This is a genomic window from Herbiconiux gentiana, from assembly GCF_024978135.1.
Classification (GTDB): domain Bacteria; phylum Actinomycetota; class Actinomycetes; order Actinomycetales; family Microbacteriaceae; genus Herbiconiux; species Herbiconiux gentiana.
Map to the genome: position 1 here is coordinate 278401 of NZ_JANTEZ010000002.1, position 26598 is coordinate 304998.

The following is a 26598-nucleotide window of genomic DNA, read 5'->3' on the forward strand; positions in this document are numbered from 1 at the left end:
CGATGACCGCGCTCTCGACCGCCCCCGGCCACGTCGCCGACCGTGCCGCCGCCCGTCCGGCCCGGCGCTCCCCCGCCCTCCGCGGCACTCCCGGCCAGTGGTCGGGCCGCTTCGTCGTCGCCCTCGTGCTGCTGGCCTTCGGGCTGTTCTTCGCCATCCCGATCGTCTGGCTGCTGCTGGCCACCACGAAGTCGCCGACCGACCTGATCCAGAACAACCCGTTCTCGTTCGGCTCGCTCGACGGGTTCGCCGTGAACTGGAACGCGCTGTTCGCTTTCCAGGACGGCGCCGTCGTCGGCTGGCTCGGCAACTCGGCGCTCTACTCGGTGCTGGCGCTCGTCATCACGCTCGTGGTGAGTGTGCCGGCCGGCTACGCACTGGCGCTGACCGAGTTCCGGCTGCGCCGGGCGCTGCTCGTGACGACGCTCGTGGTGATGCTCATCCCGAACACGGCGCTCGTGCTGCCCGTCTTCCTGGAGCTGAACTCGGTGGGGCTGATCGGCTCGCCGCTCGCCGTCATCCTGCCGTTCTCGTTCTTCCCGTTCGGCGTGTATCTCACGTACATCTACTTCAACACGAGCATCCCGCGTGACCTGCTGGCCGCCGCGCGCATCGACGGCTGCACCGAGTTCGGGGTCTTCACGCGCATCGCGCTGCCGCTCGCGACCCCCGTGGTGGCGCTCGTGGCGTTCTTCAGCTTCGTGCAGAACTGGAACAACTATTTCCTGCCCTTCGTGATGCTGCCGGCCAGCGACCAGTACCCGATGCAGGTCGGGCTCACCTCGCTGCTCGCCTCCACGCCCGCCTTCAACCCCTCCTCGGCGGGGGCCGCGTCGGTGCAGCTGCCGACGCTCGCGCTCGCCACGATCATGTCGGTGCTGCCGGTGCTCATCGTGTTCCTGTTCTCGCAGCGCTTCCTCGTCTCGGGGATGACCGCGGGCGGCACGAAGGAGTAGCGGATGGCCGGCCCTCGGCGGCTCGTGGATGCGCACGCGCACGTCTGGCGGCGGTCGACTCCCGGGCTCGAATGGCTCGCCGAGGTGCCGGAGGTGGACGGGGACCGCACCCTCGAGGGGCTGCGGGAGGCAACACCCGCGGTCGTCGACGGGTTCGTGCTGGTGCAGGCGGTGAACCTGGCCGAGGAGTCGGTGTGGCTGCTGGAGCAGGCATCCGGTGCTGCCGAGGTGGTCGCGGTCGTCGGATGGGTCGACCTCGCCGCACGCGACACGGCCGGGCAGCTCGCGGCACTCGCGGCGTCGCCGGGCGGGGAGCGGCTGGCGGGCATCCGTCACCTGGCGCACCTCGAGGCCGACCCCGAATGGCTCGTGCGGGAGGACGTCTCGCGCGGGCTCTCCGCCGTGCAGCGCGCCGATCTTGCCTTCGACCTGGTGCTGCGGCCGTGGCAGCTCGAGACGGCGACGCAGGTGGCGGATGCGCATCCCGAGCTGCTGTTCGTGCTGGATCACCTCGGGCAGCCTCCCACCGACGCCGACGCGCTCGTGGTCTGGGAACGCGACGTGCGCTCGCTCGCTCGGCGGTCGAACGTGGTCGCGAAGGTGTCTGGGGTGGCCTCGCGTGCTGAGCCGGAGGCGGAACGGGCACGCCTCGACCGGCTGCTCGGGGTGGCGTTGGAGGCCTTCGGCCCCCGCCGGCTGATGGTGGGGACGGACTGGCCGCTGGTCGATCTCGCCGACGGTGCGTCCGCCTGGGTGGAGAGCTATCTCGCGGCGACCGCCGGGCTCTCGGCCGAGGAGCGGCGGTGGATCGACAGGGACACGGCGCTCGCGAGCTACGGGCGGGGCGCCTCGACGTGAGGCCGGCTGCGCTCAGGCTTTGAGGAAGACGTCGTCGAGCGTCACGGTGCGGAGCCCCCGCTCGGCCACGAGGGCCGTCAGCTGCGGGAAGACGTTCGTGACCGGCAGGTAGTTGAGGTGCCCGATCACGATGTGCTGGGGCAGGAACCACTGGGTCGCGAAGTCCACGACCTGCTGCTCGGTGATGAGCCCGGAGTCGGAGAGCGAGCCGTACCAGAGCACCGGGCAGGTGTAGCCGATGCTCGCCGCGAGGGCGTCGGTGCGCGCATCCCGGTAGCCGTAGGGCGGGCGGTAGTAGGGGCGCGCGTCGACGCCGTAGGTGCTGAGGATGAAGTCGTGGTTCTTCTGCAGCTGCGCGACGACCTGGGAGTCGGAGAGGCTCGTGAGGTCGACGTGGTCGAAGGTGTGGTTGCCGAGCTGCACCTGGCCCGAGGCGACGAGGGGGCGCAGGAGGTCGGCGTTGGCGGTCCAGCCGTCGTAGCAGCCGTTGAGGAAGAAGGTCAGGCGGGTTCCGGTGGCGGCCGCGAACTCGGTGTAGAGCCGGATGACGTCGGCGTTCGAGCCGTCGTCGACCGTCCAGGCGAGCAGGGCGCCGTCGCCCGGGAGGCCGGTGATGGCGCCCGACGGGAGGGGCAGCTTCTGGATGGCAGGTTCGGCGACCGGTTCGGGCGTGGGGGTGGGCGTTGGGGTGGGCTCGGGCTCGGCGGCGACGGGCTGGGCGGTGGCCGTCGGGGCGGGGGTGGAGGTGGGGGGCGTGCCCGGGGTGCGCGTCGCGGCTCCGGTGGACCCGGCGCCGGCCGCGAGCGGCGGCTGGGCGGCACCCGTGAGCGCGACGATGCCCGAGACCCCGGCGACGGCGCCCACCCCGAGCACCCCGAGGAACACGCGTCGGTCGATGGCGCCGGTCGTCGCCGTCGGGGCCCGGTGCGGGGGGCGGCCGAGCGCATGGCGCGGAGCCGGGGCGCCCCCGCGCCACTGCCCGTGCCTGCCGGCCACCCGCGCCTCCCTGATCGACGCCGGTCGATCAGTCGAACGGCACGGTACCGAAGCCTAGAAAGGGCGGGTCGCCGGCCGCTACCACTCGTTCGGGGTACGGGCGGCTCCGGTCTCAGTCTCGCCCGCGCACCGGCAGGCGGCGGCGGCTCCACGAGCCGTCGATGTGCGCCCGCATCGCCCGCTCGGCCGCATCGGGAGCGCCGGACGCGATGGCGTCGAGCACGGCGGTGTGCTCGTCGAGGGTCAGCTCGAAGGCGTGCTCGGGGTCGCGGCCGTGGTAGCGACTGCTCTCCAGCGCGCGGTCGAAGAGCGTGCGGGCGAGGCTCGAGGCGAGCCGCGACTTCGACAGACGCATCACCAGGTGGTGGAAGTCGATGTCGGCCTGCCGGAACGCGGGAGCGTCGTCGATGACGTCCTTCATGTGCTGCAGCGACGCCCGCAGCTGCTCGATCGCGTCGGCGTCAGCCACCCGGGCCGCGTCGGCCGCCATCGTCGACTCGAGGCCCGAGCGCACGCTGCTCAGCTCGTCGAGGATGCCCAGGGCGTCGTCGTGCTCGATCATCGCGGTCAGCACCACCGGGTCGAGCAGGTTCCACTCCGAGGTCGGATTGACCTGCGTGCCCCGTCCCTGGGCGACGGTCACCAGGCCCTTCTCCTCGAGCCGCTTGACCGACTCGCGGATGACCGTGCGGCTCACGCCGAACTGCGCCGTCAGCGGCCCCTCGGGCGGCAGCAGGTCCCCGGGCTTGAGTGCGCCTGTAACGATCACGTCGACGAGCTGCTGCACGACGGCCACCCCGAGCCGGGCGGCGGGGGCGCGCACCCCGACGGTGGGCAGCACAGGCGCGACGGCGGTGTCGGCAGCGGCGGAGTCGATGCTCATGCCCCGATTCTAGGTGCGAGCATCCGCCACTCGTCATACGTCTGTCGGGTTGCCCTTTGCGTCTGTCGGGTTGCCTCTCGGCAAAACATATGATGTATGCTGTTCACACGCTCTCGCAGGAGGCGTCGTGCGGTTCACCGGAGAAAAGCAGGACACGATGAGAATCACAGGCTTCACGAGTCTGACCACCGTGCACGACTGGGGCCGCCCCGTCGGTGACGTCAACGGCGTGGTGGCCGGTGGCGTCACCGAGGTGCCCCTGCTGCTGCTCCACACCGACGGCGGCCTCACCGGCATCGGCCTCGGGGCGCACACCGACATCGCGCGCGTCTTCCCGGCGATCGAGAACGAAGACCCTCGGGCGGTCGTCGCCCTCTACGACCGGATGCTCGCCCACGTCTTCAAGACGGGCCATGCCGGCGCCACCTTCGGCACGATCGGCGCTGTCGACATGGCCCTGTGGGACCTCAAAGCGAAGATGGCGGGCGAGCCGCTCTGGCGCACGCTCGGCGCTCGCGACCGCTTCGTGCCGGGATACGCGTCCGGCCTGGACATCGCGCTCGGCGACGACGAGCTCGTCGCCCTGTACTCCCGCTACGCCGACCGGGGCTTCGCCAGCGCGAAACTCAAGGGCGGGCGCGACAGCGACACCGACGTGGCGCGTCTGCGGGCCGTCGCCGACACGCTGCGCCGCAACTCCCCCCGCCCCGCGCTGATGCTCGACGCGAACGAGTCGTGGAACGTCAAGCAGGCCGTGCGCTACATCGCCGAGGTCGAGGCGCAGGTTCCGCTGACCTGGATCGAGGAGCCGGTGCGCCGCTGGGACGCCGCCGGCAACGCCGCCGTGAGCCGCGCCGTCAAGGCCGCGGTCGCGACCGGCGAGAACCTCGTGGGCCTGGAGCAGTACGGGCCGCTGCTCGACGCACGCGGCGTCGACGTGGTGCAGGCCGGGATGGTCTGGGGCATCACGCACTTCCTGCGGGTCGCGGCGATCGCCCATGCGCGGGACCTTCCAGTGAGCCCGGTGGCGTACAACGCGAACCCGATCGCGCACGCCGCGGCCGCTGTGCCGAACCACTTCACAACCGAAGTGCAAGACCTCGGGATGCCCGTCGGGCTGACGGTCGATCAGACGATCGACGACGGGGGGATCCGACTCGGGGACGAGCCTGGGCTGGGGATCACGCTCGACGAGGCGGCCATCGCGGCGATCGGCGGGGTGGAGGGGTGGCGCATTCCGGCCGGGCCCCACGTGCGGCCGGCACGGGCGGGACTGCGTCTCGTCCCGGAGGCCTGAGAGCCAGAAGATACGAGCATTCATCAGGCGTTTCTGATAGAATCTCAGTATGCTTCCCGCCGATCTCCCCACCGTGAGCGACGTCGCGTTGCTCGAGGAGATCGCGGCTAGCGAGGCCCAGTTGCGGGTGGTCCAGGCGTGGGTGATCCGGCTTGCCGGCGAGGCGGGGGTGCGGTCGCGGCCCGAGCTCGGTGACGAGGGGCTGAGCCGGTCGCAGAACTTCACCTCGCCGGTCGCGCTGCTCGCGAACGTCACCGGCGCATCGGCGAAAGAGTGCAAGGCCCGGCTCGAATTGGGGAAGCGGCTGCGGGGCGAAGTGCTGCTCGGTGGCGGCGAGGGGCCGGCGCCGTTCCCCCTGGTCTCTGAGGCGCTCGACTCGGGCGACCTGCCCATCGAGGCGGCCACCACGATCGTCAAGCGCTGCACCGAACTCGCCGACCGCGGATGCGCGCCCGACGTCGTCGCCGGCGCCGAAGAGACCCTGGTCGACAAGACCCTCTCCTGCCACTTCTCGGCCGATGAGACCGCGAGAATGGCGATCCACCTCCGGGACGTGCTCGACCCCGACGGCGCCGAACCTCGGGACGAGGTGCACCAGCAACTCCGCTTCCTCACCATCGGTCAATCGCCGGACGGGATGATCCGCGGGAAGTTCGCCCTCATGCCCGAGCAGGGCGGCATCTGGATGTCGAGCCTGCAAGCGATGCAGAGCCCCCGCGTGAGCGGCCCGCGCTTCATGGAGGAGGGCGACTACGTCACCGCCGACGATCGCACCTCGGCGCAGAAGAACGCCGACACCATCACCGAACTCATCGCCCGCGCGGCCGGAGCCGAGGACATGCCCCGGATCAACGGGGCCACCACCACCCTGAACGTGCACGTGACGCTCGCCGATCTCGAGGCCGGGCGCGGGGTCGGATACATCGACGGGCTCGACGAACCCGTCCCCGCATCGACCGTGGCGCAGCTGCGGTGCAGCTCACCCATGGCAGTGACGCTGTTCGGTGACCGGGGCGAGGTGCTGTTCCACGGCAAGACGAAGCGGCTGTTCACCGCAGCGCAGAACCGGGCACTCGCCGCCAGGGACGGCGGATGCGTGTGGCCCAACTGCGACCGCCCGCCCTCGTACTGCGAGACGCACCACGTCGACGAATGGGTTTCGGATGATCATCCGCCGGGGAGGACCGATATCGACAACGGGGTTCTGCTGTGCCATTTCCACCACTCCCACCTGCACAAAGCGGACTGGAAACTGGTCATGCAGGGCGGAGTACCGCATCTGATCCCACCCCGGTGGAATGACCCCGAACAGGCCCCCATCCCGACCACACGCCGACGCACCATCACGCGCCCGGCTGCGTGACAACGCGCCCACCTACACAACCCGGCCACGGCAACCGAGGGCAAGCGCGAAGCGCGCGGCAGCCCCTCAAGGCGGGACGATAGGCGCCGGCCGCCGACGGGCTGCCGCGCGCTCCGCGCTTGCCCTCGATGATCATGGCTGGGTCATCGAGGCTCCGCATTGCGCGGGGGCGGAAGAGGTCCGTCGGTTGGAGAACGCGGTCGGTTCGGACCCCCGCGTGATGCTGCTAGAGCCGCGGGCGCGAGGGGAGCGAGACGATCAGGACGGCGGCGATGACGAGGGCCGCGGCGATCGGGGTGGTCCAGTCGACGCCGTGGCCGGCGCCCGGGGCGATCAGGTCGATGGCGATGGAGCCGAGGAGCTGGCCCGAGATGGAGCACAGGCCGAGCAGCAGGACGCCGGTGCTGCGCACGGCGGTCGCCAGTCCGAAGATGAAGGTGACACCGAGCGGTCCGCCGAGGTAGAGCCACCATTCGGGCGGGAAGGAGGTCGGCAGCCCGCCGACCATCAGCGCGTGCACGAGAGCGATCACCACGAGCAGCGCGGTGCCGGCGATGAAGTTGAACAGCGTCGAGCTCACGGCCGAGCCGGCCGCAGCGGCCACCCGACCGTTCGCCGCCTGCTGCACCGCCTGGGCGATACCCGCGGCGAAGGGCAGGAGCAGCAGCCAGAACGGGATGGCCGGATCGATGTGCGCGGCGACCGACCACACGACAACCCCGAACGCGATGCCCGCACCGAGCACGCGGCGGAGGGTGAGGTAGCGTCGGCCGCCCGGTCCGATGCCGACCCGGTCGACGACGAGGCCGCTCACGGTCTGGCCGCCGATGAAGGCGACGGTGAACAGCGAGACACCCACCAGGGCGGACGCCAGGCCCTGCGTCAGCACGAAGATGCCGCCCCCGACGCCGGCGAAGAGCATCCAGAACGGAAGCCGGCCGCCGCGCACCTCGCCGACCGCGCGACGCGCGCCCACCCGGGCCGACGGCATCACGGCCACGATCGCCAGCACGATGAGCAGGCCGACCCCGAAGCTGATCGCCGCGCCGGAGTACGGGTCGCCGAGGCGGCGGCCGAACTCGCCGTTGATGCGCGACTGGGTCGCCATCAGCACCCCGCACACGACGGCGACGCCGACCGCCACCCCGAGGGGCAGACGGCCGGCGTGCGGCGGTGGGGCGAGGGTCACGCGGCGACTAGCGGGGCGCGACCGGGGTGTCGGCGGCGAGCTCGCCGAGCAGGGCGTCGCCGGGGAAGGCGTCGACCATCTCGGCCTCGATCTCGGCGCGGTCGAGAAGCTCGTCCATGCGGCGGCGACGGGCGCGCGGGATCAGGGTGACCACGGTGCCCTTCTTGCCGGCGCGGCCGGTGCGGCCGGCGCGGTGCAGGTACGTCTTGTACTCGTCGGGCGCGTCGGCCTGGATGACCAGGTCGATGTCGTCGACGTGGATGCCGCGGGCCGCCACGTCGGTCGCCACGAGCACGTTGACCCGCCCGCTGGTGAGCTGCTGCAGGTTGCGCGTGCGGCGCGACTGGTTGAGGTCGCCGTGGAGGCTCGTGGCGGGGAAGCCGGCGTCCTCAAGCTGCTCGGCGAGCATCTCGGCGTAGGCACGGGTGCGCGAGAAGATCAGCGTCTTGCCCTCGCGGTCGGCCAGCTGACGGATGATCTCGCTCTTGTCGCGGCTCTCGACGACGAGCACGCGGTGATCGATGGTGCTCGACGCCTGGTCCTCGCCGGCGACCTCGTGCACGCTCGGGTTCACGAGGAACTCCTCGACCAGGGTGGCGACACCCTTGTCGAGGGTGGCGGAGAAGAGCAGCTTCTGGCCGCCGTCCTTGGTGTGACGCAGGATGCGCTGCACGGGCTCGAGGAAGCCCAGGTCGCACATGTGGTCGGCCTCGTCGAGCACGGTGATCGTGACCTCGCTGAGGTCGAGTCGACGCTGCTCGATCAGGTCCTCGATGCGGCCGGGGGTGCCGATGATGATGTCGACGCCGCGCTGCAGCGCACCCACCTGGCGCGCCTGGGGCACACCGCCGTAGATCTGGGTGGTGAAGAGGCCGACGGCGCGGGCGATGGGCTGCACGGTGCGGTCGATCTGCAGGGCCAGCTCGCGGGTGGGGGCCAGGATGAGCGCCCGGGGCTTGCGGCCCGGCTTGCGGTTCGCGCCGCCGCCGTTCTCCATCAGGCGCTCGACGAGCGGGGCGCCGAAGGCGATGGTCTTGCCGGAGCCGGTGCGGCCTCGGCCGAGCACGTCGCGACCCTCGAGCACCACGGGGATGGTGGCCGCCTGGATCGGGAACGGGCTCTCGGCGCCGAGCTCCTTGAGCACGCGGGTGATGTTGCCACCGATGCCGAGGTCGGCGAAGGTCACGCCGTCGACGTCTCCGGCGAGGGTGGCCTGCGCCTCGAGGCGCTCGAGCACGACGTCGTCGACCTGGTTGAAGGCCGGCTTGGTGTCGCGGTTCGGGTAGAAGTCGCTGCCGCGCTCATTGCTACGGGCGGGGCGGGTGTCGCGGTCGAAGGACCGCTTCGGGCGGTCGTCGAAGCTGCGCGCCGGGCGCTCGTTGTACGCGGGGCGCTCGGTGCGGGCCGGACGGTCATCGCGGTCGAACGAGCGCTTGGGGCGATCGTCGAAGCTCCGGGCCGGGCGGTCGTTGTACGCGGGGCGCTCGGTGCGGGCCGGGCGGTCGTTGTACGCGGGGCGCTCGGTGCGCGCCGGGCGGTCGTCGCGGTCGAACGAGCGCTTGGGACGGTCGTCGAAGCTGCGCGCCGGGCGCTCGGTGCGGTCGAAGGAACGCTTCGGGCGCTCTTCCCACGTCCGCTTCGGAGCGTCCTCGCGGGCCTTGACGGCCTCGGCACGGCGCTCCTCGTTGCGGGCGTCGTTCCACTTCTGGCGGTCAGTGCGCTGCGGCACGCGACGCTCGTCACGGTCGTAGGAGGGGCGCTCCTCGCGGTTGTACGCCGGGCGCTCGTCGCGACCGTACGAGGGGCGCTCGCTGCGGCCGGTTCCGGTGCCGGACTTGTTGAAGCCGTTCTCGCGGCTCGGGCGCTGGTTGCCACCGCGCTCAGGACGGTCACCGTACGAAGGACGCTCGGACCGCTCACCGCGTTTGTGTCCACCGCGCTCAGGGCGGTCGCCGTAAGCGGGGCGGTCGCCGTAAGCGGGGCGCTCCCCGCGCGAGCTCGGGGCGGCGCCGCGGGCGCTGCGGTCGTCGGCGTTCCAGCGCTGCTTGCGCGGCGCCGTCTCGTCGGCGGCCTTAAAGCCGCGGTGACCGGGGCTGCGGCTGCCGGCCTTGGGGCCACCCTTGCCGGGCGTGCGGGGCTCGTAGTTCTTGGCGGGCTTGAAGCCGCCGGACTTGTTGGATTTGGGCATGATTCTTCCTGGGTTATCTCGAAATGCGCACACCTCAACACCGAACGTGTTGGCAGTGCTAACTAGATCCCCGGGAGTAGCGGGGGCCGTGTCGTACGCGACATTCACCAGTGACCAGCGCATCCATGCACTGACTGGGAAACCGGCCCACCAGACTTACAAACCCAACCGCGGAAAATCCCACGGTGTCCAGAGCCGACCAACCGACACTACACGATCGGCCGACCCCTGTCGAGCGCCGAAAGCGACCGACGCCCGACCGCCTCAGATGTCGGTGACGACCGTGCGCGTCAGCACCGGCGGGGCCGCCAGCAGCGACCCCAGGTCGGACACACCCTCGGGCGTCGACCGCCACTCGCGGTACGCGTCGTCGGCCTCCATCGACTCCCACTTCTCGACCACGATGAAGTGCTCGCGGTCGTCGGCGTCGACCGCGACCTCGACGCCGAGGCTGCCCTCGCGGGCGCGGGTGGCGGCGAGCACCGAGTGGATCACCTCGGGCGCGGATTCGAGCAGGTCGGGCTTGATGCGGAGGTCGAGCAGCGAGATCACGGTCATGCGCCCACAGTACGCCCGCCCGCCGACACCGCCCGCCGGCCGCCCCCACCGCCCACCACCCCTCCCCACCTTGCCCCGTTCGCAAGAACCGCCGATCTTTCCGCCAAGCCGCCCGGAATGAGCATCCGGATTCTGACATCGTGACGAAGGTGACCCCGAACGACCGCCCGAACGACCGCCCGAACGACCGCATCACCCTCCGCTTCCTGGCCGCCCCGCAGGACGCGGCCGCCGACGGCCGAACGGTCGCCGCCGGCCGCGTGCTCGAGTGGATCGACAAGGCCGGCTACGCCTGCGCCGTCGGCTGGAGCGGCGCCTACTGCGTCACCGCCTACGTCGGCAACGTGCACTTCACCCGCCGCGTGCAGCCGGGCGAGCTGATCGAGGCGCGGGCGCGCATCATCCACACGGGCCGCACGAGCATGCAGGTGCTCGTGCAGATCGGGTCGGCGGATGCCCGGAGCCGCCGCTTCACCCCCGCCACCCACTGCCTGCTCGTCTTCGTCGCGGTCGACGCGGCCGGCGCACCGCAGCCGGTGCCGAGCTGGGTGCCGAGCGACGACGACGAGCGGATGCTCCACGAACGCGCCGCCGAGCGGCTCGCCCCGAGGCGTGCCATCCGCGACGCGATGCTCGCCCAGGACTTCACCGCCGAGGGCACCACCCCACGCACCGTGTTCCGCTTCCTCTCCGCGCCGCAGGACGCGAACTTCGGCGGCAACGCTCACGGAGGAACCGTGCTGCGCTGGATCGACGAGGCGGCCTACGCCTGCGCCGCCTCGTGGACCTCGGAGCAGGCGGTCGCGGTGTACTCGGGCGGCATCCACTTCTTCAGCCCGATCCGCATCGGCGACCTCGTGGAGGTGGAGGCACGGCTGATCCACACCGGCGGGCGGAGCCTGCACATCGCCGTGCACGTGCGGGCGGCGTCGCCGCGCACACCCCGGGAGTTGCGGCTGACCACGCACTGCATGACGATCTTCGTCGACCTCGGCCCCGACGGCCGGGCCAGGGCGGTCGAGCCGCTGCCGGCGCTCTCCGACGAGGATCGGCGGCTCGCGGTGCACGCCACCGAACTGGCGCGGCTGCGCGACTCGCTCGAGGCGCTGCCGGTCTGAGCGGCGGACGGCCCGGCTCGGCCAGCTAGGCCCGACTAGGCCAGCTGCGGCACGATCTCCCGCGCGATGAAGTCCAGGTGGTCGAGGTCGCTCAGGTCGAGCACCTGCAGGTACACCCGCGTGATCCCGTTCTCGCGCAGGGCGCCGAGCTTGTCGACGACCTCGGCGGCCGACCCGGCCAGCCCGTTCGTGCGCAGCTCGGCGGGCTCGCGCCCGATCGCTGCGGCCCGCGCCTGGAAGGACTCCTCGGATGCCCCGGTAGCCACCACGAGCGCCGCCGAGTAGACCAGCGAGTCGGGGTCGCGCCCGATCGACTCGCAGGCTGAGCGCACGCCCGCGATGAGCCCCGGGGTCGTGCCCGGGTCGGGGAACGGCACGTTGAACTCGGTCGCGAAGCGGGCGGCGAGCAGCGGCGTGCGCTTCGCGCCCTTGCCGCCGACGATCACCGGCACCGGCGATTGCACGGGCTTCGGCAGGGCCGGCGACTCGGTCAGCGTGTAGTGCGCGCCCTCGAACGAATACGTCGAGCCGACCGGCGTCGACCAGAGCCCGGTCACGATCTCGAGCTGCTCCTCGAGCAGGTCGAAGCGCTTCGGCGGGAACGGGATGCCGTAGGCGCGGTGCTCCTCCTCGAACCAGCCGGTGCCGAGCCCGAGCTCCGCGCGCCCGCCCGACATCTGGTCGACCTGCGCCACCTGGATCGCGAGGATGCCCGGGTACCGGTACGTCACGCTCGACACCAGCGTGCCGAGCCGGATGCGACTGGTCTCGCGGGCGAGGCCGGCCAGCGTCGTCCACGCGTCGGTGGGCCCGTAGCCGGGGTCGCCGTCGCCCATCCGGAGGTAGTGGTCGGAGCGGAAGAACGCGTCGAAGCCGAGCTCCTCCGTCGCCTGGGCGACGGCCAGCAGCTCGTCGTAGCTCGCACCCTGCTGCGGTTCGGTGAAGATCCTGAAGTCCACGCCTCCACCCTAAACGCGCATCCGCTCGCCCCCACCCCGGAAGCCCGCACCCGGGTCGCGCAAATGCACTCGGCGCGGACCCCGAAGGCGCTTTTGCGCGACCCGGAGGGGTGGAGGTGGGGGCGCGCGGGATGGGGGCGCGCGGGGTGAAGCGGGCGCGCGGGATGGGGGCGCGCGGGGTCAGGGGTGCGCGCGGGCGCGGCGCGAGCGCGGGCCCGTGGCGCGGAGGGCCCCCGCGAGGCCCGCGGTCGCGAAGACCAGCGTCGCCACGAGCACCACGCCGATCGGCAGGGTCCAGGCGCCCGTGGCGTCGTGCACCGCCCCGACGAGGGCCGGCGCCGTCGCTCCGAGCGCGTAGCCGACGCCCTGCACCATCGCCGAGAGCCGCCGGGCGTGGGTGCCGGTCAGCGAGAGCTGCACGACGAGCATGAACACGATCGTGATGCCGCCGCCCTGCGCGACGCCGCCGAGGAAGCCCCAGGCGAGCCACGCGTCCGGCGCCAGCATCAGCCCGAGCGGGAAGGTGACCCAGAGCACCGCCACCCCGACGAAGGTGCGCGGGATGCCCAGCCGCTGGGCGAGCAGCGGAACGCCGAGCGCCCCCACGACCGCGGCAATCTGGAAGATCGACGAGCTGGAACCCGCGGCGGTGGCCGAGTATCCGACCTCCTGCTGCAGGATGCTCGGGAACCATGCGGTGAGCCCGTAGTACGAGAAGGCCTGACCGGCGAAGGCCAGCGCGAGCAGCACGGCCGAGAGGTTGCGCCAGGTGCGCGGCTCGGCCGGCGCCACCGGGATGCCACGGGTGTCGACCGCGACCGTGTCGACCGCCCCGGTCTCGACCGCGGGCTTGATCGGCCCCCACTTCACGGCGGCCCGCGGGCCGACGGCCACCAGCCAGAACACGGCGGCGAGCACGACGAAGCCCGTCCACGCGAACAGCGCGCCGCGCCAGCCGAACGCGGCCGACAGCGGCACGGTGGCGAGCGAGGTGATCATCGAGCTGACGTTCATCGCCGAGGTGTACGCGCCGGTGACGATCCCGACCCGCTCGGTCGGCACGTCGCGGCGGATCAGCACCGGGATCACCACGTTCCCGATCGTGATGAAGGCGCCCATGATGATCGTGCCGGTGAAGGTCGCCTCGGCACCGCCGGCCGAGCGCACGATCGAGCCGATCCCGACCCCCAGGATGGCGACCGTGGTCGCGAGGTTCGCCCCCGCGCGGCCGATGAAGATCGACGCGAACGGCGTGACGAGGGCGAAGCAGAGCACCGGCAGGCTGGTCAGCAGCCCCGCCTGGGCCGCGTTCAGGGCGAGGTCGCCGCTGATCTCGGGCGTGATCGGGGCGACGGCCACGATGGGCCCGCGCAGGATGAACCCGATCGCCACGATCCCGGTGACGAGCAGCCACGGGAAGCCGGAGCGCACTGAACGGGTCATCCGCACCATGCTACGCGCGCTGTGCAGGGCGTCGGCCCGCGCGCGGTGGGGGCGCCGACCCGCGCGCGCGGGGCGTCGGCCCGCCCGCCAGGGCACCGGGCCGGGGCGGGCGAGCGGATGCGCGGCCCGGCGCTACGCGGAAGCCGCCCGAGTGCGCGGCGGAACGGTCCAGCCGATCGTGTCGGGTCGCCGACGCCGCGCGAGGGCCGCCTGCGACAGCGCGAGGCTGACCAGCAGCAGCACGACCATCACGACCGCCGCCGACAGCACCGTGCTCGCCGCCCCTCCCGTGAGGATGGCCTGGATACCCGCCACCGCGTAGCTCAACGGCGTGACGGCGCTGAGCGCCCGGAACGGACCCGAGAGGATCTCCACCGGGTACAGCCCGCCCGTCGACGCCAGCTGCAGGGCCAGCAGCACGAGCGAGATCACCGAGCCGATGCGCCCGAACGCGGTGCTCAGCAGCTGGTGGAAGGCGGTGAACGCCAGCGCCACGAGCAGCGAGAACGCGAGGGTGGCCGGGAACGACGACCACGCGACACCGAGGGCGAGGTGCACGAACAGCACCACGATCAGCGTCTGCGCCGCAGCGAGCCCGCCCGCGATCGCGAAGGTGCGCCGTGTCAGCCGCCCGGTCGGCACCGCCGACGCCAGCACCTGCCGCGAGAACGGCCGCAGCCAGAGGAACAGGGCGAGCGCCCCGATCCACAGCGCGGTCGGCAGCAGGATGGTCGACACGACCTGCCCGATGCTGTTCACCTGGTTCGCGGTCGACACGTCGACGGTCACGGGTGTGGCCGCGACCTTCGCGGCCGCCTCCGAGTCGCTCGGAGCCTGCGCGTTCAGCTTCGTCGCGCCCTCGCTCAGCCCGCTCGAGAGCGTCTCGGCTCCATCCCCGAGCTGCGTCGCACCACCTGCGAGCTGCTCGGCCCCCGGTACCGTCTGCGCCAGACCGGACGACAACTGCTCGACCCCGCTGGCGAGCTGCCCTGCGCCCGGCGCGGTCTGCGCGAGCCCGTCCGCCAGGGTGCCGAGACCGCCGGAGAGCTGCACGACTCCGTCGGAGGCGGCCGCCAGGTTCGGCGCGATGCTGGCGAGTCCGTCGCTCAGCTGGGTGGCGCCGGGGGCGAGCTGGCCGAGACCCTGCGAGAGCTGGGTGGCGCCGTCACGAAGGGGCTGGCTGCCGGCGGTCAGCTGAGGCCCGGCCGTGACCAGCCCGTCGATGCCGTCGGCGACCGGCGCGAGCTGAGCGGCTCCCTCGGACAGCGCCGTGCCGCCCTCAGACAGGGAGGCGAGCCCGGCGGCGAGGGAGGCCGCCGCGTCCTTCAGCTCCGCGGGCGCGGTCGGGTCGGCCGCGATGGCGTCCGACAGCTCCTGGGCGCCGCCGGCCGACTGGGTCACGCCAGCGGTGTACTGGGGCAGGGCCGCCGAGAGCTGCCGGATCCCGTCGGCCGCCGGGGCGAGCTGCCCCACACCGGCGGCGAACTGGTCGACCCCGTTCGTGTACTGATCGACACCGCCCGAGAGCTGGGTCGCACCCGTCGCGAGCCCGTTCACACCCGCCGACAGCTGCGCGGCACCGGCGGCCGACTGCGAGACCCCGTCGCTCAGCTGCGGAAGCCCCGTCGCGAGCTGGGCCGCGCCCGTCGAGGCCGTCGAGGCCCCCGTCGAGAGCTGGGTCAGCCCGTCGGCCAGTTGGGAGGCGCCCGGAACGGCCGCGGCGGCTCCGGTCGAGAGCTGCGATAGCCCGTCGGCGAGCTGGGTCGCGCCCGAGGCGAGGCCGTCGGCGCCCGTGCCGAGCTGCGAGGCGCCCGAGGCCGCGTCGGACAGGCTCGTGCCCAGCGTGCCGAAGCTCGTGTAGACGCCGTTGACGACCTGCGCCGTGATGGTCTGGCCGAAGCCCGCCTGCACCGCCGAGGCGACCGTCGAGGCGAGGATGCCCGAGAGGTAGCCGTGCGAGTCGTCGGTCTGGATGTCGATCAGCCCCGCCTTGGGGTCGGGCGTCGCGAGCGTATTGATCGTGGCCGAGAAGTCCTCGGGGATGGTAAGCACCGCGTAGTAGGTGCCGTTCTTCAGCCCCTCCTCCGCCTGCTCCGAGTTCGTCAGCTCCCAGCCGAAGCCGCTCTCACCGGGCCCTGTGAGCTCGGTGACGAGCCCGCGGCCGGCGAAGTTCACCGACTGGGTGCCGTCGGCGGCCGTCGTGGTGACGAGCTGGTCGTTGTTCACGATCGCCGCGGGCACCTGGGTGAGGTTCGTGTCGGCGTTCGAGAGCGCGCCCGCGAACAGCCCGTTGACGGCGAGCGGGGTGAGCGCCACCGCGATCGCGGCCAGCACGATCAGGGCGATGCGGGTGCGGCGCCGCGCGCGCGGCGTCGGGGCGGAGGGCGCCGAGGTGGCGGAGTGCGAGGTGCTCATCGCGAGAGTCCTTTCGCGGCCGAGGCCGGGTTCGCGGAGGCGGTGTCGAGGGAGGAGGGGGAGGGTGGCGAGCCCAGGTCGATGCGGCCGAGCATCCGGTCGCCGAGGGCCGTGCCCACACTCGAGGCGTGCGCGGCCGGTGCCGCCGAGACGCCGAGCAGCACGGTCGCACCCGGGTCGGCGATGCCGGCGACAGCCGCCACGAAGCCGGCCGACGGATGCGCGAACTCGCCGTCCCCCGCGTCGACGACCACGATCGGCGCACCGTCGGCGACGCCGAGGGCGACGGTCACGAGCGCGAGCGCGAGCGGCGACAGCTCGCCGAGGGTGCGGTGCACGTCGATCGGCACCTCGCCCGAGGCCAAGCCCGCGCCCGAGGCTGAGCCGGCCGCGGCGAGCGCCGAATTCACCCGCCCCACGAGCCGCGACGCCGCGTGCCGGTCGCGCCGGAACCACGGCGAACCCAGCGCCAGTCGCTCGTTCAGCGCGTCACCGACGCTCACGGTGGAGTCGAGCCGCCGCGAGTCGAGGTCGACCAAGGTCACCCGACGCGCGACGTCGCCGCTCTCGGAGGGCAGGCCGTGCCCGAGCACCTGCAGGCGCCCGCCGTCGGGGCTGATCCGCCCGGCGACGGCCGCGCCGACGAGGCGCCGCGCCGCCGTGTCACCCGTGACCACGGCGAGGCTGCCGGCCGGCACCGAGAAGGTGTGCGGGCCACCGGCCCCGGCGATCACGAGCTCCGACGCGTCGACGGCCGCCGACCGCGTCGACGCCCACGACGCCTCGTCGAGGTGCTCGCGGAGGCTCTCGCCCTCGACGTCGACGTTCGGCAGGATGCGGCCGAGCCACTTCGGCAGGTACCAGGCGTGCCGACCGAGCAGGGTCATCACGGCAGGGACCAGCGTCATGCGCACGAGGAACGCGTCGACGAACACGCCCACGGCGAGCGCGAGGGCGATGGCCTTGATCGGCCCCTCCCCCTCGGGCACGAATGCGAAGAAGACGAAGAACATGATCAGCGCCGCCGCCGTCACGACGCGCGCGCCGTTCTGGAAGCCGATGCGCACCGCCCGCCGGGCGTCGCCGGTCTTGACGAACTCCTCGCGCATGCCCGAGACGAGGAAGACCTCGTAGTCCATGGCGAGCCCGAACAGGATGGCCATCAGGAGGATCGGCAGGAAGCTGATGATCGGCCCCGTCGTGTGCACATTCAGCAGATCGGCGGCCACGCCGTCCTGGAACACCGCGACCGTGACGCCGAACGACGCCCCGACGGTGAGCAGGAAGCCGAGCGCCGCCTTGATCGGCACCGCGATCGAGCGGAACACCATGGCGAGCAGGATGATCGACAGCCCCACCACGAGCACCCCGAACGGCAGCAGCGCGTTCGTCAGCTGCGTCGAGACGTCGATGGCGACGGCGGTCTGGCCGCTCACCGTGATCGGCACGTCGTACTGCGACTGGATCTCGCCCTTGAGGTCGCGCAGCCGGTTCACCAGCTCCTTGGTCTCGGGCGAGTCGGGCGCGGTCGTCGGCACCACCTGGAAGATCGCGGTGTCGAGCGTCTGGTCGGGCAGGCCCTGGCCCACCGAGGCGACGCCGTCGACGGCCTCGAGGTCGGAGCGGATGCCCGCGAGGTCGTTCTGGATGTCGGTCGTCTGCGTGATGTCGGCCACCACGACGACCGTGCCGTTGCTGCCCTCGCCGAATTTGTCGGCGATGGTGTCGTAGGCGGTGCGGGTCGTCGACCCCTCGGGCTGCGACGCCGCGGTGGGCAGGTTGAGGTCGAGGCCCGCGGCCGGGATGGCCGCCGCCCCGAGCAGACCCACGACGAGCACGATGAACACGATCGGCGCCTTCATCACCAGCGCCACCCAGCGCCCGCCGAGCGACGGCTTGACGCGCTTCGCCGTGGGGGCCGTGGAGGCCGTGGGGGCCGGGGCCGGGGCGTCGCCCGAGCTGTTCGAGGCCGGTGCGGCGGATGCGCGTTCCTCCGGGTGCTCGGTAGCGGCGATCGCCCGGCGGGCCGCCCGCGATCCCGCCTTCGGCACCAGCTTGCCCCGGGCGATGCCCATGATCGCCGGGAGCAGCGTCATGGCGATGCACACCGCCGCGAGCACCGCGAACGCCGCCGCCACGCCCATCACCGACAGGAACGGGATGCCCACGACGAGCAGGCCGAGCAGCGCGATGATCACGGTCAGGCCGGCGAACACCACGGCGGCACCGGCGGTGGCGACCGAGCGCGCCGCCGACTCCTCGGGGTCCATCCCGAGCGCCAGCTGCGTGCGGTGCCGCGACAGGATGAATAGGGCGTAGTCGATGCCGACCGCCAGCCCGATCATCACCGCCAGCGTCGGCGCGGTGCTCGAGACGGTGGTGAAGGCGGCCGCGAGCGTGATGCCGCCCATGGCGACACCCACGCCGATCACGGCCGAAAGCAGCGGCAGGCCGGCGGTGAGCAGCGAACCGAAGGTGACCAGCAGCACGACGAAGGCAAACACGACGCCGAAGACCTCGGTGATGGTGAGCCCGAAACCGGTCGACTGGAAGACCTCGCCGGTGTACGAGACGCTCATGCCCTCGTCGACGAGCTTCTGGCCCGCGTCCTCCAGGGCCGTGAGCGAGGAGTCCTTCACGTCGGTGGCGGGGCCGTCGAACTGCACCTTGATGAGCGCGGTCGTGCCGTCGTCGGAGATGGCGTCGGTGGCGTACTCGGAGTACGGCGACACCACGCTCGCGACCTGGGGGAGGTCGGCGATGCCGTCGGCGACGTCGGAGAGCTCCTGCTTCACCGGGTCGGTATTGATGTTCTGACCGTCGGGCGCCGACACCACCATCGTCGCGCCGGCGCCGGCCGCCTGCGGGAAGAGGCTGTCGAGCTTGTCGATCGCCTGCTGCGACTCGGTGCCCGGGATGGTGAAGCTCTCCTGGGTCTGCCCGCCGAGGGCGAGGCCGCCGCCGAGGATCGCGCCGAGCACGAGCACCCAGCCGATCACGACGTACCAGGCGCGCCGGTAGGCGAAGCGGCCGATGCGGTAGAGCAGTGTTGCCACGGGAGGGCTCCTCGGGTCAGCGGTGCGGCGGGTTCAGGGGTGCAGCGGATGCAGGGGTGCGGTCAGCGGGACAGCGGGGTGATCAGCTCGGAGACGACGTCGACGAGGGCCTCCCTGACCTCGTCGAGATCCTCGACCTCGACGGCGCTCGGCCGCGAGGCGACCATCACGTAGGCGGCGCCGGCGAGGGCGACACCGAGACGGATGCGCATGGCCGGCGTGGGCAGGCCCGCCATGAACGACTCGCCGATGCGGTCGATCAGGCCGCGCGCCTCGTCCATCACCGGGATGTCGGACAGCGTCTGGCCTTGATTGATGACGATGTGGGCGGCCAGCCGGTTCTCCAGCAGCAGGTCGATGAACTGCACGACGACGGCGTCGCGCTCGGTGTCGGCCGTGAGCTTCTCGACGATCGAGTCGAGGAACACGGTGAGCTTCTCGACCGCCGGCGTGATGGCCGAGGTGAACAGCTGCTCCTTCGACCCGAAGTGGTAGAGCACGCTCGACTTGGAGTAGCCCGCCGCGTCGGCGATCTGCTGCAGGCTCGTGCCGGCGTAGCCGTTCTCGGCGAACATCTCCAGCGCGATGGCGCGCAGTTCTGCCCCGACGTCGTTCTGGGGGCGCGTGATGGGCTGGATCGGCACGTCGTCGAGCGTAGTCTGACCGATCGGTCAGCGCCTGGCCGATCGGTCAGATTCGCGGCCTTCTCGCAGATTGAGCGGCGGTGGGGCATCCGGAAACCGCCGGATCGCACTAGCGTCGGCGCATGAGCAATGAGCGTTTCGCCGACGAGCAGGCGGGGTACCATAAGTCGCTGAAGCCGAGACAGCTCCAGATGATCGCCATCGGTGGCGCGATCGGCACCGGTCTCTTCCTCGGCGCCGGCGGACGGCTGCACGAGGCGGGCCCGCTGCTCGTGATCGACTACGCCGTCTGCGGCTTCTTCGCCTTCCTCATCCTGCGGGCGCTCGGCGAGCTAGTGCTGCACCGGCCGTCGTCGGGCTCGTTCGTCAGCTACGCCCGCGAGTTCTACGGCGAGAAGGCCGCCTACGTCTCGGGCTGGCTCTACTTCCTGAACTGGGCGATGACGGCGATCGTGGACTCCACCGCCGTGGCCGTTTACGTGCAGTACTGGAGCCTGTTCACCGACGTGCCGCAGTGGCTGCTCGCCCTGATCGCGCTCGCGGTCGTGCTGGGCGCGAACATGATCTCGGTCAAGGTGTTCGGCGAGATGGAGTTCTGGTTCGCGCTGATCAAGGTCGCGGCTCTCGTGGCGTTCCTGATCATCGGCGTCGTGTTCCTCGCCTTCGCGTTCCCCACCGATCAGGGCGTGACGGGCATCCCGATGGTCGTCGCCGAGGGCGGACTGTTCCCCGACGGCATCAACACCCTGGTGGTGGCGGTCGTGATGATCCAGGGCGTGGTGTTCGCCTACGCGGGAGTGGAGCTCGTGGGCACGGCGGCCGGTGAGACCGCGAACCCCGAGAAGATCATGCCTCGGGCGATCAACAGCGTCGTCTTCCGCATCGCGGTCTTCTACTGCGGTTCGGTGCTGCTGCTCGCGCTGCTGCTGCCGGCGGCGAGCTACTCGGCCACCGAGAGCCCGTTCGTCACGTTCTTCTCCAGCATCGGCAATCCGACGGTGGCGGCGATCGCCGGATCGGCGATGAACTTCGTGGTGCTCACGGCCGCCCTGTCGAGCCTGAACGCCGGCCTGTACTCCACCGGGCGCATCCTGCACTCGATGTCGACGGCGGGCGCCGCCCCGCGGTTCACCGGCCGGATCAGCAAGCGCGGGGTGCCGTTCGGCGGCATCCTGCTCACCACCGCGGTGGCGCTGCTCGGCGTGGGCTTGAACTTCGTGGTGCCCGCCCAGGCCTTCGAGATCGTGTTGAACGTCTCGGCGCTCGGCATCGTGTCGAGTTGGGGCACCATCGTGCTCTGCCAGATGAAGTTCAAGAAGCTGGCCGATCAGGGGCTCTACACGAGGCCGAAGTTCCGGCTGTTCGGGGCGCCGTTCACCTCGTACCTCACGCTGGTGTTCCTCGTCTCGGTGCTCGTGCTGATGGCGTTCGACTACCCCGCGGGCACCTTCACGATCGCGTCGCTCGTGATCATCGTGCCGCTCCTGATCGTGGGCTGGTACGTGTACCGCGATCGGATCCTCGCGATCGCGAAGGAGCGGGACGGCTACACCGGCGCCTACCCGACCGTGGCGAACCGGCCGAAGGGCGACTGAGCCCCGGCCGGTCGCGGGTGGCGGCTCCCGGCCCGATCAGACGTGGTCGCGCCAGGAGTGCTTCGGCTGGAACCAGAGCATCCGCCGCGCCTTGTCGATGCCGAGCAGCGTCTCGGTGCCCGCCACCTCCCGGGTGAACGGCACCTCGGGGAAGAAGCGCTGCGCGAGCTCGGCCGACGGCGTGGTCATCACGGTGTCGGCGGCGGCGATGATGAAGGCCTCGAAACCGGTGAGGGTGCTCTCCAGCGCGAGGCGCACCGCCTGCGCGCCGTCCCGCGCGTCGATGTAGCCCCAGGAGTTCCAGGCGCGGCTCTCGGGAGCGTCCTCGAAGGCGGGGAAAGCGGCGTAGTCCTCGACGTCCATCACGTTGGAGAAGCGCAGGCCGATCAGCTTGAGGTTCGGATTCCAGCGCGTGAAGTGGCGGGCCATCTCCTCCTCCACCGCTTTGCCGAGCGAGTACGTCGTCGACGGGCGCACGGGGTACTCCTCGTCGACCGGGAAGGAGGGCGGCGGGTTCTCCAGGAACGGCAGCCCGAGCACCGTCTCGCTCGAGGCCCAGACGACGTTGTCGATTCCTGCGGCCTTCGCCGCCGCGAAGACGTTGTAGCTCGCCGGCACGTTGTTGGCGAACGTCGCCGAGTTGGGCCGGAGCCCCGGCGCCGGGATCGCGGCGAGGTGCACGAGCGCATCCACCCCGTCGTAGCGGTCGTCGACGCTGGTGAGGCACTGCAGCACCTGACCGTAGTCGGTGAGGTCGGTCTGCACGAACAGCGCCCGCGCGTCGCTGCCCGGGCGCTGGTCGAGGTTCACGACCTCGTAGCCGCTGTCGAGCAGGTGGGTGACGACGGCGCGGCCGAGCTTGCCGCTGCCTCCGGTGACGACGACTCGGGTCATGTTCTCTCCTTCGTGAGCAGACGGATGCCGGATCCAACCCTAAGCTGACCGCATGGCCGTCGTCGCATCCGTCTTCCTCGTCCTCGCCGGACTCGTCCACGTCTACATCTTCGTGCTGGAGAGCCTGCGCTGGCGGCACCCGAACACCTGGAAGATCTTCGGTGTCGCCTCGCAGGCCGACGCCGACACCACCGCGCCGCTGGCGTACAACCAGGGCTTCTACAACCTCTTCCTCGCGGTGGGGGTCGTACTCGGCGTCATCCTCTACTGGGCGGGAGCGGTTCCCGCCGGGGCGGCGATCGCGCTGTTCGCCGGGCTGTCGATGGTGCTGGCCGCGGCCGTGCTCGTCTCGACGGGCCGCCGCAACCTGCGGCCCGCGAGCATCCAGGGCGTCGCACCGCTGATCGGCGTGGTGACGCTGATCATCGCCCTCGCGGCCTAGCCCGCCGCGCCGCCGGAACCCGCCCGCCTAGGGCTTCCGCGCCCGGCTGCGGTTCGCGAGCCGCTGCTGCAGCATCACCGCCGCCACGATGATGGCGCCCTTGGCGATCGCCTGCACCGACGTCGACAGGTTGTTCTGTGTGAACACGTTCGTCAGCGTCGAGAAGATCAGCACGCCGAGCACGGTGCCCATGATCGTGCCACGCCCTCCGACGAGCAGGGTGCCGCCGACCACGACCGCTGCGATGGCGTCGAGCTCGTAAAGGGTTCCGTGCGTCGAGGTGCCGGCGGTGGTGCGGGCCAGCATCATCACGGCCGCGATGCCGGCGGTGAGCCCAGCCAGCACGTAGACGTACATGATGTGCCGCTTCACCTTGATGCCCGCGAGCCGCGCGGCCTCGAGGTTGCCGCCGATGGCGACCGTGCGGCGGCCGAAGGTGGTGCGGTTCAAGAGGAACCAGCCGGCGACCACGACGACCACGAAGATCCAGATCAGGATGGGCACCCCGATCAGGTCGCCGCGCATCGCCGAGAGGAAGCCCTGCTCCTTCACGATCTGCGTGGTGCGGTTGGCGAGCACCTCCGCGAGACCGCGGGCGGCGACGAGCATCGCGAGCGTGGCGATGAACGCCACCACGTTGCCGTAGGCGATCACGATCCCGTTGATCAGACCGGCGCCGGCGCCCACCGCGAGCGCGACGATCACCATCACGATCCAGCTGGTCGAGGTCGCGAAGTCCTGCACCCACGACAGCGTGGCGACGACGGTCGCGAGGCCCATCACCGAGCCGACCGAGAGGTCGATGCCGCCCGCCGTGATCACGAAGGTCATGCCGATGCTGATCACCCCGATGATCGAGGCGAAGCGGATGATCGTCAGCACGTTCTCGAAGCTCGCGAAGCGGTCGCCGGCCGTGACGGTGCCCACCACGAACAGCGCGAGCAGGGCGATGACGAGGCCGAGGCTGCGCCCGGCCGACCCCCCGAGCATCCGCCCGATCGCACTCGGCGTCTTGTCGGGCGGCGTCTGGCCCCCGGTCGGCGCCGGCCCGGCGAGGGTGGCGGCGGAGTTCTGCTCGCTCATGCGGCGGTTCCTTTCATCACGAGATCGAGCACGCGGTGCTCGTCGATGTCGTCGGCGTTGCTGGTGTGGATGACGCGGCCCTCGGCCACGACGAGCACCCGGTCGGACAGACCGAGCACCTCGTCGATCTCGCTCGAGATGACGACGATGGCGGTGCCCTTCTCCGCCAGGCGGCGGATCAGGGCGTAGATCTCGGCGCGGGCTCCCACGTCGACGCCGCGGGTGGGCTCGTCGAGCAGCAGGATGCGCGTGCCGTGCACGAGCCAGCGGGCGAGCAGCAGCTTCTGCTGGTTGCCGCCCGACAGGGTGCGGGCGGGGCGGTCGGGGTCGGCGGGCCGCAGCTCGAGCGCGTCGAGCTGCTCGCGGGCGACCCGGCGCTCGGCGCGCTCGTCGAGCATGCCAAGCTTCGCCCAGCGCCCGAAGCTCGCGAGAGTGACGTTGCGGTAGACCGGCTCGTCGAGGATGAGCCCCTGGCTCTTGCGCTCCTCGGGCGAGAGCCCCATGCCCGCGTGCACCCCGGCACGCACCGACCCGGGCGGCAGGCGGCGCCCGTCGACCTCGACGGTGCCGGCGGTCGCCTTGCGCGCCCCGTACAGCGTCTCGACGATCTCGGATCGGCCGGAACCGACGAGGCCGGCGAGCCCCACGATCTCGCCGGCCCGCACCTCGAAGCTCACGTCGGAGAAGACTCCCGCGAGCCCGAGCCCCTGCACCGACAGCACTACGGGCGCCTCGGCCGGCACTCCGGGTGCCGGCGGGAAGACGTTCTCGACGGCGCGGCCGGTCATCAGGGTGATCAGCTCGGCGGTCGGCGTGGTCGCGACCGGCAGGTTCGTCGCCATGGTGCGCCCGTCCTTGATCACGGTGATGCGGTCGCCGATCTCGCGGATCTCCTCGAGCCGGTGCGAGATGTAGATCACCGCGATTCCGGCGGCGGTGAGCTCGCGCACCACGCGGAAGAGGTTCTTCACCTCCTCGGAATCGAGCACGGCCGAGGGCTCGTCCATCACGATCAGCTTGGCGTCGTGGCTGAGCGCCCGCGCCATGCTCACGATCTGCTTGTTCGCGGCCGAGAGCGAGCCGACCTCCCGCGAGGGTGAGATCTGCGGATGCCCGAGCCGGGCCATCAGGGCCGCGGCCTCCTTCGCGCTCCGGCGCCGCTCCGTCACCCCGGCCCGCGCGTGCTCGTGGCCGAGGAAGATGTTCTCGGCCACCGTCAGGCCGTCGACCACGTCGAGCTCCTGGTACATCGTCGCGATGCCGAGCTGGATGGCCGCCACGGGGTCGGCGACGGACACCGACTCGCCGTTCCAGAGGATCTCGCCGGAGTCGGGCTGGTTCACCCCCGAGAGCGTCTTGATCAGCGTGGACTTGCCCGCACCGTTCTGGCCGAGCACGCAGTGCACCTCGCCGGGGAGCACCGTCAGCTCCACGCCGTCGAGGGCCCGCACGCCGGCGAAGGCCTTTCGCAACGCCCTCACCTCGAGTAATGACGTTTCATGGTCGACTTTGATCACTTCATCAACATAACTGCTACTGTGTGGATCGTCAACGACGACTGTCCAGGAGGACGACATGCACTCAACACACAGGATCTGGCCGCGGATCGCGATGGCGTCGGGGGCGACGCTCGCATCCCTGGCACTTCTCACCGCCTGCACCGCGGGCACCCCCGACTCCGGCGGAGCGGCCGCACCGGCGGCCGACACCACGGTGGAGGACAACGCGGCCACCGGCGACACGATCACCATCGGCTTCTCGGGCCCCGCCGCCGACCACGGCTGGCTCGGCGCCATCAACACCGCGGCCATCGCCGAGGCGAAGAAGTACTCCGACGTCGACCTCGTCGTGGCCGAGGGAACCAACGACGCCAACCTGCAGATCAGCCAGGTCGAGACCTTCATCAACGACAAGGTCGACGCGATCGTGCTGCTGCCCACCGACGGCGCGGCCCTCACCGACGTGGCCATCAAGGCGATGAACGCGGGCATCCCCGTGATCAACGTCGACCGCGAGTTCTCGAGCACCTTCGCCGCCCGCACCACCGTGCTCGGCGACAACTACGGCATGGGCGTGAGCGCCGGCACCTACATCTGCGAGCAGCTCGACGGCAAGAAGGACGCGGTGATCGCCGAGATCGCCGGCATCGACAGCCTGCCGCTGACGCAGGAGCGCAGCAAGGGCTTCGCCGACGCCCTCGACGACTGCGGTCTCGACGTGTCGAACCGCGTCGCCGCCGACTTCACCGTGCAGGGCGGCGAGGCCGCGGCCTCGCAGCTGCTGTCGGCCGCGCCGAAGATCGACGCCATCTGGAACCACGACGACGACCAGGGTGTCGGCGTGCTCGCCGCTATCGACGCGGCCGGCCGCGACGAGTTCTTCATGGTCGGCGGCGCCGGCTCGGCAAACGTCATGCGCTCGATCCAGGCCGACGACACCGTACTGAAGGCGACGGTCATCTACCCGTCGACGCAGGCGGCCGACGGCATCGCGCTGGCCCGGCTGGTCGTGCAGGAGAAGGGCATGAGCGACCTCGTCGAGTCGTCGGTGCCCCGCAAGATCCAGCTGTACGCCCCGGTGGTGACCAAGGAGAACGTCGAGGTCTACCTGCCCAGCGCGTTCGAGTCGTAGGAGTCGGCGCCGTGACGGGAACATCTCCCC

At 71.4% G+C, this 26598-nt stretch carries 21 protein-coding genes; 8 read left to right on the forward strand and 13 right to left on the reverse strand.

From position 1 onward, the window contains the following. Window positions 1–2 precede the first annotated feature (2 nt). Together NVV95_RS05060 and NVV95_RS05065 are read left to right on the forward strand one after the other, a co-directional pair. Entirely contained in the window at window positions 3–956 is a 954-nt protein-coding gene (locus NVV95_RS05060) for a carbohydrate ABC transporter permease (protein ID WP_259485448.1), read from the forward strand. A gap of 3 nt (window positions 957–959) precedes the next feature. Beyond that, a complete protein-coding gene (locus tag NVV95_RS05065; RefSeq protein WP_259485449.1) occupies window positions 960–1814 on the forward strand; it encodes an amidohydrolase family protein in 855 nt (284 codons plus the stop codon). A gap of 12 nt (window positions 1815–1826) precedes the next feature. Here the strand turns inward: NVV95_RS05065 and NVV95_RS05070 are convergent, their stop codons facing one another. Together NVV95_RS05070 and NVV95_RS05075 are read right to left on the reverse strand one after the other, a co-directional pair. Further along, complete coding sequence (locus NVV95_RS05070) at window positions 1827–2810, reverse strand: polysaccharide deacetylase family protein (RefSeq protein WP_259485450.1); 984 nt, start codon at window positions 2808–2810, stop codon at window positions 1827–1829. Window positions 2811–2922: 112 nt separating this feature from the next. Beyond that, window positions 2923–3693 (reverse strand): FadR/GntR family transcriptional regulator, encoded by a 771-nt coding sequence (locus NVV95_RS05075; protein WP_259485451.1) that lies wholly within the window; start codon window positions 3691–3693, stop codon window positions 2923–2925. A 157-nt stretch (window positions 3694–3850) separates the two neighbouring features. Here NVV95_RS05075 and NVV95_RS05080 point away from each other — a divergent pair, with 157 nt between their 5' ends. Together NVV95_RS05080 and NVV95_RS05085 are read left to right on the forward strand one after the other, a co-directional pair. Then, window positions 3851–4990: a mandelate racemase/muconate lactonizing enzyme family protein gene (locus NVV95_RS05080; protein WP_259485452.1), complete on the forward strand. Its 1140-nt coding sequence runs from the start codon at window positions 3851–3853 to the stop codon at window positions 4988–4990. A gap of 49 nt (window positions 4991–5039) precedes the next feature. Continuing rightward, window positions 5040–6353: an HNH endonuclease signature motif containing protein gene (locus NVV95_RS05085; RefSeq protein WP_259485453.1), complete on the forward strand. Its 1314-nt coding sequence runs from the start codon at window positions 5040–5042 to the stop codon at window positions 6351–6353. A gap of 226 nt (window positions 6354–6579) precedes the next feature. Here the strand turns inward: NVV95_RS05085 and NVV95_RS05090 are convergent, their stop codons facing one another. The 3 genes from NVV95_RS05090 to NVV95_RS05100 form a co-directional block, all read right to left on the reverse strand. Further along, window positions 6580–7542: a DMT family transporter gene (locus NVV95_RS05090; protein WP_259485454.1), complete on the reverse strand. Its 963-nt coding sequence runs from the start codon at window positions 7540–7542 to the stop codon at window positions 6580–6582. 7 nt (window positions 7543–7549) lie between these two features. Continuing rightward, the gene (locus tag NVV95_RS05095) at window positions 7550–9730 is read right to left on the reverse strand and encodes a DEAD/DEAH box helicase (protein ID WP_259485455.1); all 2181 of its coding nucleotides are present in this window, start codon (window positions 9728–9730) and stop codon (window positions 7550–7552) included. Between the two features lie 264 nt (window positions 9731–9994). Then, a complete protein-coding gene (locus NVV95_RS05100; RefSeq protein ID WP_259485456.1) occupies window positions 9995–10288 on the reverse strand; it encodes a putative quinol monooxygenase in 294 nt (97 codons plus the stop codon). Between the two features lie 140 nt (window positions 10289–10428). Between NVV95_RS05100 and NVV95_RS05105 the strand changes: the two genes are divergently transcribed. After that, a complete protein-coding gene (locus NVV95_RS05105) occupies window positions 10429–11406 on the forward strand; it encodes an acyl-CoA thioesterase (RefSeq protein ID WP_259485457.1) in 978 nt (325 codons plus the stop codon). Window positions 11407–11441: 35 nt separating this feature from the next. On the opposite strand, the gene NVV95_RS05110 is transcribed toward NVV95_RS05105, so the two are convergent. The 5 genes from NVV95_RS05110 to NVV95_RS05130 form a co-directional block, all read right to left on the reverse strand. Next, window positions 11442–12365 carry an LLM class F420-dependent oxidoreductase gene (locus NVV95_RS05110; RefSeq protein WP_259485458.1) on the reverse strand — a complete coding sequence of 308 codons (924 nt, stop codon included), beginning with the start codon at window positions 12363–12365 and terminating at the stop codon, window positions 11442–11444. A 180-nt stretch (window positions 12366–12545) separates the two neighbouring features. Then, the gene (locus NVV95_RS05115) at window positions 12546–13808 is read right to left on the reverse strand and encodes an MFS transporter (protein WP_259485459.1); all 1263 of its coding nucleotides are present in this window, start codon (window positions 13806–13808) and stop codon (window positions 12546–12548) included. A gap of 132 nt (window positions 13809–13940) precedes the next feature. Then, complete coding sequence (locus NVV95_RS05120; RefSeq protein ID WP_259485460.1) at window positions 13941–16223, reverse strand: YhgE/Pip domain-containing protein; 2283 nt, start codon at window positions 16221–16223, stop codon at window positions 13941–13943. Then, window positions 16220–19279 (reverse strand): MMPL family transporter, encoded by a 3060-nt coding sequence (locus tag NVV95_RS05125; protein ID WP_259485461.1) that lies wholly within the window; start codon window positions 19277–19279, stop codon window positions 16220–16222. Before NVV95_RS05125 ends, NVV95_RS05120 begins: the two co-directional genes overlap by 4 nt. A gap of 62 nt (window positions 19280–19341) precedes the next feature. Next, a complete protein-coding gene (locus NVV95_RS05130; RefSeq protein WP_259485462.1) occupies window positions 19342–19923 on the reverse strand; it encodes a TetR/AcrR family transcriptional regulator in 582 nt (193 codons plus the stop codon). Window positions 19924–20045: 122 nt separating this feature from the next. On the opposite strand from NVV95_RS05130, the gene NVV95_RS05135 reads away from it, so the two are divergent. Then, window positions 20046–21518, forward strand: coding sequence for an amino acid permease (locus NVV95_RS05135; protein WP_259485463.1), 1473 nt, complete (start codon window positions 20046–20048; stop codon window positions 21516–21518). A gap of 36 nt (window positions 21519–21554) precedes the next feature. Here the strand turns inward: NVV95_RS05135 and NVV95_RS05140 are convergent, their stop codons facing one another. After that, a complete protein-coding gene (locus NVV95_RS05140; protein WP_259485464.1) occupies window positions 21555–22412 on the reverse strand; it encodes an NAD-dependent epimerase/dehydratase family protein in 858 nt (285 codons plus the stop codon). A gap of 52 nt (window positions 22413–22464) precedes the next feature. Here NVV95_RS05140 and NVV95_RS05145 point away from each other — a divergent pair, with 52 nt between their 5' ends. Beyond that, window positions 22465–22854 carry a DUF1304 domain-containing protein gene (locus NVV95_RS05145; protein ID WP_259485465.1) on the forward strand — a complete coding sequence of 130 codons (390 nt, stop codon included), beginning with the start codon at window positions 22465–22467 and terminating at the stop codon, window positions 22852–22854. Window positions 22855–22881: 27 nt separating this feature from the next. Here the strand turns inward: NVV95_RS05145 and NVV95_RS05150 are convergent, their stop codons facing one another. Next, the gene (locus NVV95_RS05150) at window positions 22882–23937 is read right to left on the reverse strand and encodes an ABC transporter permease (protein ID WP_375163784.1); all 1056 of its coding nucleotides are present in this window, start codon (window positions 23935–23937) and stop codon (window positions 22882–22884) included. Continuing rightward, the gene (locus NVV95_RS05155; protein ID WP_259485466.1) at window positions 23934–25409 is read right to left on the reverse strand and encodes a sugar ABC transporter ATP-binding protein; all 1476 of its coding nucleotides are present in this window, start codon (window positions 25407–25409) and stop codon (window positions 23934–23936) included. Before NVV95_RS05155 ends, NVV95_RS05150 begins: the two co-directional genes overlap by 4 nt. A 103-nt stretch (window positions 25410–25512) precedes the next feature. On the opposite strand from NVV95_RS05155, the gene NVV95_RS05160 reads away from it, so the two are divergent. Continuing rightward, window positions 25513–26568, forward strand: a complete 1056-nt coding sequence (locus NVV95_RS05160; protein WP_259485467.1) for a substrate-binding domain-containing protein — start codon at window positions 25513–25515, stop codon at window positions 26566–26568. Window positions 26569–26598: the final 30 nt, after the last annotated feature.